This is a genomic window from Caballeronia grimmiae, from assembly GCF_000698555.1.
Classification (GTDB): Bacteria; Pseudomonadota; Gammaproteobacteria; order Burkholderiales; family Burkholderiaceae; genus Caballeronia; species Caballeronia grimmiae.
In genome coordinates, this window is sequence record NZ_JFHE01000004.1 from 165,561 (window position 1) to 178,201 (window position 12,641).

The window sequence follows — 12,641 nt, forward strand, 5'->3', positions numbered from 1 at the left end:
CGAACATGGATGTCATCAATCACACGGTGATCAACCTGATCATCTTCGTGCTGGCGATCTACGTCGGCTATCACGTGGTCTGGAACGTCACGCCGGCGCTGCATACGCCGCTGATGGCCGTGACCAACGCGATCTCCGCGATCGTCATCGTCGGCGCGATGCTTGCCGTCGGGCTGACGGTCGGCGGCGCGGGCAAGTTCTTCGGCACGCTCGCGGTGCTGCTGGCGGCGGTGAACGTGTTCGGCGGCTTCCTCGTCACACGGCGAATGCTGGAGATGTTCAAGAAGAAGGAGCCGAAGAAGCTCGTCAGCAAGGAGGGCGCGTAAATGAGCCTGAACGTCGTCACTCTCCTGTATCTGGTCGCGTCGGTCTGCTTCATTCAGGCGCTCAAGGGCCTGTCGAATCCGAAGACCGCGCGCATCGGCAATACATTCGGCATGGCGGGGATGGCGATCGCCATCGTCACGACGCTTGCGCTGATCATCAAACAGGCGGCCTTTCTCGAAGCGAATCTCGCGCTCGGGCTGTCGTTGCTGTTCGCGGCGCTGATCATCGGCGGCGGCGCGGGCGCGTATATCGCGGCGAAAGTCGAGATGACGAAGATGCCCGAACTCGTCGCGGCGATGCACTCGCTGATCGGTCTCGCGGCGGTCTGCATTGCGTATGGGGTGGTGTCGGAGCCTTCCGCGTTCGGGCTGGCCGCGCCCGGCGAGCCGATCCCGTATGGCAATCGCGTCGAGTTGTTCATCGGCACGTTCGTCGGCGCGATCACGTTTTCAGGCTCGGTCATCGCGTTCGGCAAGCTGTCGGGCAAGTACAAGTTCCGGCTGTTTCAGGGCGCGCCGGTGGTGTACTCGGGGCAGCATCTGATCAACCTGCTGCTCGCGGTCGCGATGATCGGCTTCGGCATCATCTTCATGGTGACGCAGGCGTGGTTGCCGTTCGTCATCATGACGCTGATAGCGTTCGCGCTGGGCGTGCTGATCATCATTCCGATCGGCGGCGCGGATATGCCGGTGGTCGTGTCGATGCTCAATTCGTACTCCGGCTGGGCGGCGGCGGGCATCGGCTTCTCGCTGAACAATCCGATGCTGATCATCGCGGGATCGCTGGTCGGCTCGTCGGGCGCGATTCTGTCGTACATCATGTGCCGCGCGATGAACCGCTCGTTCTTCAACGTGATCCTAGGCGGCTTTGGCGGCGAAGCGGGCAGTGCCGCGGTGGGCGGCGCGCAGGAACAACGGCCGGTGAAATCCGGTTCCGCCGATGACGCCGCGTTCATGCTCGGCAATGCAGAAAGCGTGGTGATCGTGCCGGGGTATGGGCTGGCGGTGGCGCGCGCGCAGCATGCGCTGAAGGAACTGACGGACAAGCTCGTCGAGAAGGGCATCGATGTCCGGTATGCGATTCATCCTGTCGCCGGGCGGATGCCCGGGCATATGAACGTGCTGCTCGCGGAAGCGGAAGTGCCTTACGAGATGGTGCAGGAGATGGAGGACATCAACAGCGAGTTCGGGCAGACGGATGTCGTGCTCGTGCTCGGCGCGAACGATGTCGTGAATCCTGCGGCGAAGACGGACCCGAAGTCGCCGATTGCCGGGATGCCGATTCTGGAGGCGTACAAGGCGAGAACGATCATCGTGAACAAGCGGTCGATGGCGGCGGGCTACGCCGGGCTCGATAACGAATTGTTCTATATGGACAAGACGATGATGGTGTTTGGGGATGCGAAGAAGGTTGTCGAGGAGATGATGAAGGCGGTGAAATGAGGCGCTACCAACGTGTCGCGCGTTAGCGCGCGACACGTCGCAGGTCAGACGTTCATATCGAAACTGCCTTTGTTGCTCAATGCAAGCGCAAGCACGTCCCGCAGATACGAGTAACGCCTCAACACGCGATTCAACAGCACCGCCCCAAATGCGATGCCGCCGAGGAACGCCATCCCATACTGTACGTAGTTATTGAACGGCAAGGGGTGGTCGCTGGTGAACTCCTTGTAGACGCTGACCGCCAACCCGACAAGCGAAAATAAGGCAACATTCGTCATCGGCCCAACGAATGCTTCCACGAAGGTTCGTTGGCGATCGATAAACGACTGGACATACCTGTCCGCTCCTTCAAGATGCGAGCGATCGAAAGACGTCAATTGCATCGCGTTTTGCGAGTCGTGTTCGAATTCCGCGTTAAGCCGGCGTGCGCCGTAGCGTTGAAAGTTCCAAAGCGTCGGAATAGCCGACCACACGTAAGAAAGCATCGCCAATGCTGCAAGCACTTGGCAAATTAGTGCAAAGGTAAGCCCCGCGCATCTAGTCGGTCCGGTCAACGGTCCGGTGAACCGCATGTAGATCACGAACATCACTAAGATCAGGAACGCGACGCTGCTTGCAAACAACAATTGATTAGTGACTTTTCGGCACGTGATTTCGAAGGACGTATCGAGGGCTGATGTGTCCATTGGTCTCATCTTGCTCAGTACCGTGAGTACGTCTGTGACGTTCGAATGCGTGAATCAGGCTTCTCCAATAATGACGTTTTAATCAGTGAACTTCAGCAAGTTCTCTTTGCAACATAACGACTCAAGGAGCGCCGCCGCAAGGCGTTATTTCTGAAACTTCGGTTACTCCGTCGCGCGGCACATTAGGGCACGCGAAAGGGCGACGCTTTGCACCGTATCGATATGACGTCGATTCACGAGTCGCGAACTTCGGCGTCCCCAACTCCGGCGAGCGGCCCCGCGTACAATACCGCCTTTGAACCCCGCAGAATTCCCACATGTCTTCCCCTCTTTTCGACTGGTTTGTCCCCTGCCCGCGCGGTCTCGAAGCGCCGCTCGCCGCCGAGCTTGCCGAGATCGGGGAACGCCATGTCAGCAGCGCGCCGCTTTCGGGCGGCGGTCCGCTGAACGTGGGCGCGCAAGTGCCCGGCGGCGTGCATTTCCGGGGCGGCTGGGTTGCAGGCATGGCGGCGAACCTGCATTCGCGTATCGCGAGCCGCGTGTTGCTGAAGATCGCGCACGGCCCGTATCGCAATGAGAACGACATCTACGATCTCACGCATCGGCAGCGCTGGGAGCAATGGTTCACGCCCAGCCAGACGATGCGCGTCGATCTCACCGCGATCAAATCGCCGCTCAAGAGCCTCGAATTCACGACGCTGCGCGTGAAGGACGCCGTCTGCGACCGCCTGCGCGACATCAGCGGCGCTCGCCCGAGCATCGACACCGCGCAACCCGACGTGCGCGTGTTCGTGTTCCTCACAATGAACGAATGCACGCTCTATCTCGACACCTCCGGCGAACCGCTCTTCAAGCGCGGCTGGCGGCTCGACAAGGGCGCGGCGCCACTGCGCGAAAACCTCGCGGCGGGCATCCTGCGCCTCACCGGCTGGACGCCCGGCACGCCCCTCTTCGATCCGATGTGCGGCAGCGGCACGTTCCTAGCCGAAGCCGCGCAAACCGCGCTCAACATCGCACCGGGCAGCGACCGGCGCTTCGGCTTCGAGAAGCTGAAGCCGTTCCATCCGGGCATGTGGCAAAAGCTCAAGACCGCCGCGACAGAAGCACGCCGCGCGACGCGCGCATCGCAGGCACAGCTCGGCATCTTCGGCAGCGACATTTCCGGCGACATGCTCGAAAAGGCTCGCGCGAATCTGAGCCGCGCGGGCGTCGCCGACGTATCGCTCAAGCAGGTCGACGCCCGCAACATGACGCCGCCGACCGACGAGCCCGGCATCCTCATCGCGAATCCGCCGTACGGAGAGCGTATCGAAGTGCGTGGACGCGGGCCGCGTGGCGAAGTCCGCGACACGCCCCGTTCGCGTCGCGAGGACGACGACGCCTTCGCCCGCGCCCAACCCGATCCCGCCGATACCGAATTCTTCATCTCGTTCGGCAACGCGCTCAAGCAACGCTTCCCGGGCTGGCGCGCGTACGTGCTGACGTCCGACCGCAAGCTGCCAGGGCTGCTGCGGCTGCGCGAATCGACGAAAACGCCGCTCTTCAACGGCGCGCTCGAATGCCGGCTGTTCCGCTTCGACCTGATCGCGGGAAGCGTGCGTAACCGCCCGGAAGAGTGAGCATGCAACATCATCCGGAGTTGCACCACTAGGCCGAATGGCCTGGTCGCGCGGCTTCGGGCCCGGCGCTACAATCGGGCGCATGAACTCAATGACCGAACACGCCAGCCCGATCGCCGTCGATATCTACCGTGGCCGCCGCGAACGCCTGCTCGCGGCGTTGCGCGCTGAAGGCGGCGGCGTCGCCATCATCGCGACTGCGCCCGAAGTCATGCGCAATCGGGACACGGACTTCCCCTTCCGTCACGACAGCTACTTCTATTACCTGACCGGTTTCACCGAACCCGAAGCGACGCTCGTGATCGATGCGAGCGCGCAGAACGGCGAACCCGCGTCGATACTTTTCTGCCGCGAGAAGAACGCCGAGCGCGAAACGTGGGAAGGCTTTCGCTACGGTCCGGAGGCCGCGCGCGATGCATTCGGTCTCGATGCCGCATTCCCCATCGCCGCGCTCGATGAACAGATGGCGCGCCTGATCGCCGACAAGCCCGCGCTCTTTTACGCGCTCGGCACGTCCGAGGAACTGGATGCGCAAGTGCGCAACTGGCTCGCCGCCGTGCGCGCGCAAGGCCGCAGCGGCGTCCGCGCGCCGGCGAGAGCGCAGCATGTGCTGCCGCTCATCGACGAAATGCGGCTCGTGAAGGACGCGCATGAAATCGCGATCATGCGGCGCGCCGGGTCGATCTCGGCGGAGGCGCATCGCCGTGCAATGCGCGCCTGCCGCCCCGGCATGCGTGAATATGAAATCGAAGCCGAGCTGCTCTACGCGTTTCGCCGCCACGGCGCACAAGCGCCCGCGTACGGCTCGATCGTCGCGGCGGGCGCGAACGCGTGCGTGCTCCACTATCCGGCGGGCAACGCGATCGCACGCGACGGCGACCTCATCCTCATCGACGCCGCGTGCGAACTGGACGGCTACGCGTCCGACATCACGCGCACCTTTCCGGCGAACGGCCGCTTCTCGCCCGCGCAGCGCGAGCTGTACGACATCGTGCTCGCCGCGCAGGCCGCCGCAATCGACGCCACGCGCGCCGGCGTGAGCTTCGACGCGCCGCATCAGGCCGCCGTGAAAGTGCTGTCGCAAGGCTTGCTCGATACCGGCATCGTCGACAAGACGAAGTTCGGCAGCGTCGACGACGTGATCGCGGAGCGCGCCTACATGCGCTTTTACATGCATCGCACGGGGCACTGGATCGGCATGGACGTGCACGACGCGGGCGAATACCGCGACGCCGATGGCCCCCGCGACGAGCAAGGCGCGCGGCCCTGGCGCACGCTCGCGGCGGGCAACGTGCTGACCGTCGAACCGGGGCTGTACGTGCGCGCCGCCGAGGACGTACCCGAGCGCTACTGGAACACGGGCATCCGCATCGAGGACGACGCGCTCGTCACGCCCGGCGGCTGCGAACTGCTGACGCGCGAAGTGCCGGTCGCGGCGGACGAAATCGAAGCGCTGATGCGCGAATCCAACGGCAATTGAAGACCAGAACATGAGCGACGCGATCACCGAACCGCATTTCGACTACGACATCGCCATCGTCGGCGCGGGGCCGGTCGGGCTCGCGCTCGCCGGCTGGCTTGCGCGGCGCAGCGCGACCTCGCGGCTGTCGATCGCGCTGATCGACGCGCGCATGCCCGACGCCGCCGCCAACGATCCGCGCTCGCTCGCGCTGTCGCACGGCAGCCGCGTGATGCTGCAGCCGCTCGGCTTTCCCGCCGACGCCACGCCGATTCGCCGCATCCACGTATCGCAACGCGGGCACTTCGGGCGCACGTTGATCGAGCACGACGAGCACGAGTTGCCGGAACTCGGTTATGTCGTGCGTTACGGGTCGCTCGTCACGGCGCTCGCGAACGCGGTGAAGAAGACCACGGTCGACTGGATCACCGATACCTCCGCGCTCCCGCCGTTGCAGGACCACGACGGCGTCACGCTGCCGCTGCAATCCGCGAGCGGCGAGCGCACGATCCGCGTTCGCGTGCTGGTCAACGCCGAGGGCGGGCTGTATCAGCAGGCGCCGCGCGACGCTGCGGCGCCGGTCGACAGGCGCGCGCGCGATTACGGGCAAACGGCGATCGTCGGCACGGTGAGCGTGTCGGACCCGCAAGCGAACGTCGCGTGGGAGCGCTTCACGAACGAAGGCCCGATTGCGCTTCTGCCTTGCGGCGGGCAGCGTCATGCGGACTATTCGCTCGTCTGGTGCGCCCCGCCCGATGAAGCGGCGCGCCGCATGCAACTGGACGATGACGCGTTTCTCGCGGAACTGGGCGTCGCGTTCGGCGGGCGCATGGGGCGATTCACGCGCATCGCCGGGCGCGCGGCGTTTCCGCTCGGGCTGACGGCGCTGCACGCGCTCGTCGACCGGCGCACGGTGGCCATCGGCAATGCGGCGCAGACGCTGCATCCGGTGGCCGGTCAAGGACTGAATCTGGGTCTGCGCGATGCGCTGGCGCTTTGCGACGCGCTCTCCGCCGATGGTGCGCGTCCGCTTGCCTTGGCGCATTTTGCGCAGCGCCGCGCACTCGACCGGCGTCTCACCATCGGCGCTACGGATACGCTCGCGCGAATCTTCACCGTCGATTTCGCACCGCTGGCCGCGGTGCGCGGTCTTGCGCTGACCGCGCTCGAGTTTTTGCCGCCGTTGAAGACGGCGCTCGCGCGGCAGATGATGTTCGGGCAACGGCGGTAAGGGACGCGGGCGCTCGTGGTGGCGCCTTGTTCTCTCGGCCGGTCCGCCGCAATTGGCGCGCTGGGGCGGCGCACTCGGCGTTCCCTCACCGACCGACCAGTGGCGGACGCCCTTGTCGATGCCTTTCTCGCGCGCTTTCTTCTCCTGCGACCGCTCGCGCTTGCATGGAAGCTTTGAAGCCCGGCCGTTGACCGGCAGACGGCAGGCGGCAAACGGCAAACGCACTGTGCCCGACACGCTTCCCGAACGACTCTGCCGCCCCCAAGCCCGAACTTATCCCCCTCCCCCTCGCCCGCTTTCATCGAAGATTTAAAGACTTGCACGCGATTGCTCTTAATTTCAGCAGCCGCTTAGCGTTAAAATACGCGTTTCCCTTCCGCATCCTTGCATCCGCCTGACGCGAGACCGGCATCCGTGCCGCGCAATCGCCAGCGCGGAGGCCAAAGCCTCCATGGTCACCATCGGTTCACACGTTCTGCGCAATAACCTGTTCGTCGCTCCGATGGCGGGCGTCACCGACCGCCCGTTCCGCCAGCTCTGCAAACGCATGGGCGCGGGCTACGCGGTGTCGGAGATGGTCGCGTCCAATGCGCAGTTGTGGAAGAGCGAAAAGACCATGCGCCGCGCGAATCACACGGGCGAAGTCGAGCCCATCTCGGTGCAGATCGCGGGCGCGGACCCGCAGATGCTCGCCGAGGCCGCGCGTCACAACGTCGCCAACGGCGCGCAGATCATCGACATCAACATGGGATGCCCCGCCAAGAAAGTCTGCAATGTCGCCGCCGGGTCGGCGCTCTTGCAGAACGAACCGCTCGTGGCGCGCATCGTCGAGGCGGTGGTTCAGGCGGTCGGCGTCGGCCCGGACGCGGTCCCGGTTACGCTTAAGATCCGCACGGGCTGGGATCGCGAGAACAAGAACGCGCTGACCATCGCGCGGATCGCGCAGGATGCCGGCATCTCCATGCTCACGGTGCACGGCCGCACGCGCGCCGACCTCTACAAGGGCGACGCGGAGTACGAAACCATCGCGGCCGTGAAGGAATCGGTGAAGATTCCGGTCGTCGCGAACGGCGACATCGCCACGCCCGAAAAAGCGCGCGACGTGCTCGCCGCGACGGGCGCCGACGCCATCATGATCGGCCGCGCGGCGCAGGGTCGCCCGTGGCTGTTCCGCGAGATCGAGCACTTTCTGAAGACGGGCGAACGCATGCCGATGCCGCGCATCGACGAGATTCAGCAGGTGATGAACGAGCACCTCGAAGATCACTATGCGTTCTACGGGGAATTCACGGGCGTACGGACTGCGCGCAAGCACATCGGCTGGTACACTCGCGGCCTTTCCGGCGCGGGCACCTTCCGCCACCGGATGAATACGCTCGACACGACCAAAGAACAATTGCTCGCTGTGAACGAATTCTTCGACGCGCAAAAGGCGTTGTCGGACCGTCTCATTTACGTCGACGAGGCGCAGGACGCCGAGGACGCGGCCGGGGAAGAATCGTGCGGCGCGCAAGACCACACCGACCGACTAATAGCCGCATGAGCAGACATAACATCGAACAATGCGTCCGCCAGAGCCTGGACAGTTATTTTCAGGACCTGGACGGCTCGAACCCGCACGACGTCTACGACATGGTGATCTCGTGCGTGGAGAAACCGATGCTCGAGGTGGTGCTCGAGCAAGCGGGCGGCAATCAGTCGCTTGCGGCCGAGTATCTCGGCATCAACCGCAACACGCTACGCAAGAAACTCCAGCAGCACGGATTGGTTTGATTCATCGGACTGGGGCGCTTGCCTTGGTCCGGCTCGGTTATCCTTTTCGGTTTCAGTGTTCATCATGATCAAGCAAGCGCTCATCTCCGTTTCCGACAAATCCGGCATCGTCGATTTCGCGAAATCGCTGTCGGAACTCGGCGTCAAGATCCTCTCGACCGGCGGCACGGCCAAACTGCTCGCCGACGCGGGCCTGCCCGTGACCGAAGTCGCCGATTACACCGGCTTCCCGGAAATGCTCGATGGGCGCGTGAAGACGCTGCATCCTAAAGTGCATGGCGGCATTCTCGCGCGCCGCGACCTGCCCGAGCACATGGCCGCGCTGGACCAGCACGGCATTCCGACCATCGATCTGCTGGTCGTGAACCTGTATCCGTTCGTGCAGACGGTCTCGAAGGAACAGTGCTCGCTGGAAGACGCGATCGAGAACATCGATATCGGCGGGCCGACCATGCTGCGCTCGGCGGCGAAGAATCATCGCGACGTGACCGTGATCGTCGATCCCGCCGACTACTCCGCCGTGCTCGACGAAATGCGCGCGAACGGCAACAGCGTCGGCTACGAGACCAACTTCCGCCTCGCGACGAAAGTGTTCGCGCACACGGCGCAATACGACGGCGCGATCACGAACTATCTGACAAGCCTCACCGAAGCGCTCCAGCACAGCGAGCGCAATACGTATCCGGCCACCTTCAATCTCGCGTTCGAGAAGGTGCAGGACCTGCGTTACGGCGAGAACCCGCATCAAAGCGCGGCGTTCTATCGCGATCTTTCCGTGCCGGCCGGCGCGCTCGCCAACTACGAGCAACTGCAGGGCAAGGAACTGTCGTACAACAACATCGCGGATTCGGACGCGGCCTGGGAATGCGTGAAGACCTTCGACGCGCCTGCCTGCGTCATCATCAAGCATGCGAATCCGTGCGGCGTCGCGGTTGGCGCTGACGCGCTCGAAGCGTACTCGAAGGCGTTCCAGACCGATCCGACCTCGGCGTTCGGCGGCATCATCGCGTTCAATCGCGAAGTGGACGAAGCGGCGGCGCAGGCCGTCGCCAAGCAGTTCGTCGAAGTGCTGATCGCACCGTCGTTCAGCGAAGCGGCGCGCGCGGTGTTCGCGGCGAAGCAGAACGTGCGTCTCTTGCAGATCGCGCTGGGCGCGGGTCACAACAGCTTCGACCTGAAGCGCGTCGGCGGCGGCCTGCTGGTGCAATCGCTCGATGCAAAGAACGTGCAGCCGCACGAACTGCGCGTCGTGACGAAGCGCCATCCGACGCCGAAGGAAATGGACGATCTGCTGTTCGCGTGGCGCGTCGCGAAGTACGTGAAGTCGAACGCCATCGTGTTCTGCGGCGGCGGCATGACGCTCGGCGTCGGCGCGGGCCAGATGAGCCGCGTGGATTCGGCGCGCATCGCGGGCATCAAGGCGCAGAACGCCGGGTTGTCGCTGAACGGCTCGGCGGTCGCATCGGATGCGTTCTTCCCGTTCCGTGACGGGCTCGACGTGGTCGTCAACGCGGGCGCGACCTGCGTGATCCAACCGGGCGGCTCGATGCGTGACGACGAAGTGATCGCCGCCGCCGACGAGCACAACGTCGCGATGATCGTCACCGGCACGCGTCACTTCCGCCATTAAACCGGCTCGCTTCATTTACTATTGGCCTGTTTGCGCTGCTGACGGCGCAAACAGGCCATTTTGATTTCCACGAGCCGCATCGCGAACGAATGAGAATCCTAGGCATCGACCCCGGCTTGCGCGTGACGGGCTTCGGCATCATCGACGTGAGCGGGCATTCGCTCAACTACGTGACGAGCGGCGTCATCAAGACCGCCGATGCCGATCTGCCTTCACGTTTGAATACGATCTTCAACGGCATCTCCACGCTCATTCGCCAGCACAATCCCGATCAGGCCGCGATCGAGAAGGTCTTCGTGAACGTCAATCCGCAATCGACGCTTTTGCTCGGACAGGCGCGCGGCGCGGCAATCTGCGGGCTCGTTGCGAGCGGCGTGCCGGTGGCCGAATACACGGCGCTGCAGTTGAAGCAGGCGGTCGTCGGCTATGGCCGCGCGACGAAGGAGCAGATGCAGCAGATGGTCGTGCGGCTGCTCACCCTCTCCGGCGTGCCAAGCACCGACGCCGCCGATGCGCTCGGCATGGCGATCTGTCACGCGCATGGCGGCACGGGGCTCGCGACGCTCGGCGGCATCGCGCCGTCGCTCGCAAAGAAAGGCTTGCGCGTGCGACGCGGCAGGCTCATCGGCTAAATCTTCTACCCTCAGAAAGAAAACATGATCGGTCGCATTGCCGGCGTTCTGCTCGAAAAAAATCCGCCGCACCTCCTCGTCGACTGCAACGGCGTCGGCTATGAAGTCGATGTGCCGATGAGCACGTTCTACAACCTGCCGAACGCGGGCGAAAAGGTCGTGCTGCTCACGCAGATGATCGTGCGTGAAGACGCGCATCTGCTCTATGGCTTCCTGACGTCGCAGGAACGGGCGACGTTCCGCGAGTTGCTGAAGATCAGCGGCATCGGCGCTCGCATGGCGCTGGCCGTGCTCTCGGGCATGAGCGTGCAGGAACTCGCGCAGACCGTGACGACGCAGGACACCGCGCGCCTGACGCGCGTGCCGGGCATCGGCAAGAAAACGGCGGAGCGTTTGCTGCTCGAGCTCAAAGGCAAGCTCGGGGCGGATCTCGGCGCGATGGCGAGCGCGGCTTCGCAATCCGATCACGCGTCGGACATTCTGAATGCGCTGCTCGCGCTGGGGTATTCGGAGAAGGAAGCGCTTGCCGCCGTCAAGAACGTGCCGGCGGGAACGGGCGTGTCGGAGGGGATCAAGCTGGCGTTGAAGGCGTTGTCGAAGGGATGAAGGTCTGAGATTGCTTGTCACGGCACTCATTACGATCGCGCTCGTCGCGGGCTGCGCATCCGTAGACAAACCGGCGCCATGCCCGGACGGACTGGAAGTATTCGGCTAGCAGCAAGCCGACGGCGCCGCGCTTCGCGCCTCGTCGCGAGAAACGCACGCTGTACAATCGACCCATGATCGAAACCGACAAACTCGCCGCCGAACGCATCATCGCGGCCACGCCCGTCTCGCCGAACGAAGAAGCCTTCGAACGCGCGCTGCGTCCGCGCCAGCTCGACGAATACGTCGGTCAGGAAAAGGTTCGCGGCCAGCTCGAAATCTTCATCGAAGCGGCCAAGCGCCGCTCGGAAGCGCTCGATCACGTGTTGCTGTTCGGCCCGCCCGGGCTCGGCAAGACCACGCTCGCGCACATCATCGCGCGGGAAATGGGCGTCAATCTGCGGCAGACGTCGGGACCGGTGCTCGAACGCGCGGGCGACCTCGCCGCGCTGCTGACCAATCTCGAAGCCAACGACGTGCTCTTCATCGACGAGATTCATCGGCTCTCGCCGGTCGTCGAAGAAATCTTGTACCCGGCGCTCGAGGATTATCAGATCGACATCATGATCGGCGAAGGACCGGCCGCGCGCAGCGTGAAGCTCGACTTGCAGCCGTTCACGCTGGTCGGGGCCACGACGCGCGCGGGCATGCTGACGAATCCGCTGCGCGATCGCTTCGGCATCGTGTCGCGGCTCGAGTTCTATAACGCGAGCGAACTGGCGCGCATCGTGTCGCGTTCGGCGTCGCTGCTGAAGGCGGACATCGTGCCCGAGGGCGCACTCGAAATCGCGCGGCGCTCGCGCGGCACGCCGCGTATTGCCAACCGCCTGCTGCGGCGCGTGCGCGACTATGCGGAAGTGAAGGCGGACGGCAACATCACCGGCGAAGTCGCGGATGCCGCGCTGAAAATGCTCGACGTCGATCCGGTCGGCTTCGACCTGATGGACCGCAAGCTGCTCGAAGCCATCCTGCACAAGTTCGATGGCGGTCCCGTCGGCGTCGACAATCTCGCGGCGGCGATCGGCGAAGAGCGCGACACCATCGAGGACGTGCTCGAACCGTATCTGATCCAGCAAGGTTATTTGCAGCGTACGCCGCGCGGACGCGTCGCGACCCTGCTCGCCTACCGCCACTTCGGCATTGCCGCGCCCGATGCCGGGCCGATTCGCGACCTCTGGGACGCGAGCAACGGTTAGC

12 protein-coding genes are annotated in these 12,641 nt (G+C 64.2%); 11 read left to right on the forward strand and 1 reads right to left on the reverse strand.

From position 1 onward, the window contains the following. Positions 1-5: 5 nt before the first annotated feature. Both BG57_RS06775 and BG57_RS06780 read left to right on the forward strand, forming a co-directional pair. Positions 6-326: an NAD(P) transhydrogenase subunit alpha part 2 gene (locus tag BG57_RS06775; RefSeq protein WP_035961918.1), complete on the forward strand. Its 321-nt coding sequence runs from the start codon at positions 6-8 to the stop codon at positions 324-326. Continuing rightward, positions 327-1,769, forward strand: a complete 1,443-nt coding sequence (locus BG57_RS06780; protein WP_035961671.1) for an NAD(P)(+) transhydrogenase (Re/Si-specific) subunit beta — start codon at positions 327-329, stop codon at positions 1,767-1,769. A 44-nt stretch (positions 1,770-1,813) separates the two neighbouring features. Here the strand turns inward: BG57_RS06780 and BG57_RS06785 are convergent, their stop codons facing one another. Further along, positions 1,814-2,455 carry a hypothetical protein gene (locus BG57_RS06785; protein WP_152562536.1) on the reverse strand — a complete coding sequence of 214 codons (642 nt, stop codon included), beginning with the start codon at positions 2,453-2,455 and terminating at the stop codon, positions 1,814-1,816. Positions 2,456-2,772: 317 nt separating this feature from the next. Between BG57_RS06785 and BG57_RS06790 the strand changes: the two genes are divergently transcribed. The 9 genes from BG57_RS06790 to ruvB all read left to right on the forward strand — a co-directional run bounded on the left by BG57_RS06790 (position 2,773) and on the right by ruvB (position 12,640). Next, on the forward strand, positions 2,773-4,074 hold the full coding sequence (locus BG57_RS06790) for a THUMP domain-containing class I SAM-dependent RNA methyltransferase (protein WP_035961673.1): 1,302 nt from the start codon (positions 2,773-2,775) through the stop codon (positions 4,072-4,074). Positions 4,075-4,156: 82 nt separating this feature from the next. Further along, positions 4,157-5,554, forward strand: coding sequence for an aminopeptidase P N-terminal domain-containing protein (locus BG57_RS06795; RefSeq protein ID WP_035961919.1), 1,398 nt, complete (start codon positions 4,157-4,159; stop codon positions 5,552-5,554). 10 nt (positions 5,555-5,564) lie between these two features. After that, entirely contained in the window at positions 5,565-6,764 is a 1,200-nt protein-coding gene (locus tag BG57_RS06800; RefSeq protein ID WP_035961675.1) for a UbiH/UbiF/VisC/COQ6 family ubiquinone biosynthesis hydroxylase, read from the forward strand. 451 nt (positions 6,765-7,215) lie between these two features. After that, positions 7,216-8,307, forward strand: a complete 1,092-nt coding sequence (gene dusB, locus BG57_RS06805) for a tRNA dihydrouridine synthase DusB (RefSeq protein ID WP_035961678.1) — start codon at positions 7,216-7,218, stop codon at positions 8,305-8,307. After that, positions 8,304-8,537, forward strand: a complete 234-nt coding sequence (locus BG57_RS06810) for a Fis family transcriptional regulator (RefSeq protein WP_035961679.1) — start codon at positions 8,304-8,306, stop codon at positions 8,535-8,537. Before dusB ends, BG57_RS06810 begins: the two co-directional genes overlap by 4 nt. Before the next feature lie 64 nt (positions 8,538-8,601). Beyond that, positions 8,602-10,167: a bifunctional phosphoribosylaminoimidazolecarboxamide formyltransferase/IMP cyclohydrolase gene (gene purH, locus BG57_RS06815; RefSeq protein ID WP_035961680.1), complete on the forward strand. Its 1,566-nt coding sequence runs from the start codon at positions 8,602-8,604 to the stop codon at positions 10,165-10,167. Positions 10,168-10,256: 89 nt separating this feature from the next. Then, complete coding sequence (gene ruvC / locus BG57_RS06820; protein WP_035961683.1) at positions 10,257-10,799, forward strand: crossover junction endodeoxyribonuclease RuvC; 543 nt, start codon at positions 10,257-10,259, stop codon at positions 10,797-10,799. Positions 10,800-10,823: 24 nt separating this feature from the next. Beyond that, complete coding sequence (ruvA, locus tag BG57_RS06825; RefSeq protein ID WP_035961684.1) at positions 10,824-11,405, forward strand: Holliday junction branch migration protein RuvA; 582 nt, start codon at positions 10,824-10,826, stop codon at positions 11,403-11,405. Between the two features lie 173 nt (positions 11,406-11,578). Further along, positions 11,579-12,640: a Holliday junction branch migration DNA helicase RuvB gene (gene ruvB, locus BG57_RS06830; protein ID WP_035961686.1), complete on the forward strand. Its 1,062-nt coding sequence runs from the start codon at positions 11,579-11,581 to the stop codon at positions 12,638-12,640. The last annotated feature ends 1 nt before the right edge of the window (position 12,641 follow it).

Bases quoted from the DNA above. Each gene is read 5' to 3' on its own strand.
- BG57_RS06775 (WP_035961918.1), top strand. From the start codon at position 6: ATGGATGTCATCAATCACACGGTGATCAACCTGATCATCTTCGTGCTG.
- BG57_RS06780 (WP_035961671.1), top strand. From the start codon at position 327: ATGAGCCTGAACGTCGTCACTCTCCTGTATCTGGTCGCGTCGGTCTGC.
- BG57_RS06785 (WP_152562536.1), bottom strand. From the start codon at position 2,455: ATGGACACATCAGCCCTCGATACGTCCTTCGAAATCACGTGCCGAAAA.
- BG57_RS06790 (WP_035961673.1), top strand. From the start codon at position 2,773: ATGTCTTCCCCTCTTTTCGACTGGTTTGTCCCCTGCCCGCGCGGTCTC.
- BG57_RS06795 (WP_035961919.1), top strand. From the start codon at position 4,157: ATGAACTCAATGACCGAACACGCCAGCCCGATCGCCGTCGATATCTAC.
- BG57_RS06800 (WP_035961675.1), top strand. From the start codon at position 5,565: ATGAGCGACGCGATCACCGAACCGCATTTCGACTACGACATCGCCATC.
- dusB (WP_035961678.1), top strand. From the start codon at position 7,216: ATGGTCACCATCGGTTCACACGTTCTGCGCAATAACCTGTTCGTCGCT.
- BG57_RS06810 (WP_035961679.1), top strand. From the start codon at position 8,304: ATGAGCAGACATAACATCGAACAATGCGTCCGCCAGAGCCTGGACAGT.
- purH (WP_035961680.1), top strand. From the start codon at position 8,602: ATGATCAAGCAAGCGCTCATCTCCGTTTCCGACAAATCCGGCATCGTC.
- ruvC (WP_035961683.1), top strand. From the start codon at position 10,257: ATGAGAATCCTAGGCATCGACCCCGGCTTGCGCGTGACGGGCTTCGGC.
- ruvA (WP_035961684.1), top strand. From the start codon at position 10,824: ATGATCGGTCGCATTGCCGGCGTTCTGCTCGAAAAAAATCCGCCGCAC.
- ruvB (WP_035961686.1), top strand. From the start codon at position 11,579: ATGATCGAAACCGACAAACTCGCCGCCGAACGCATCATCGCGGCCACG.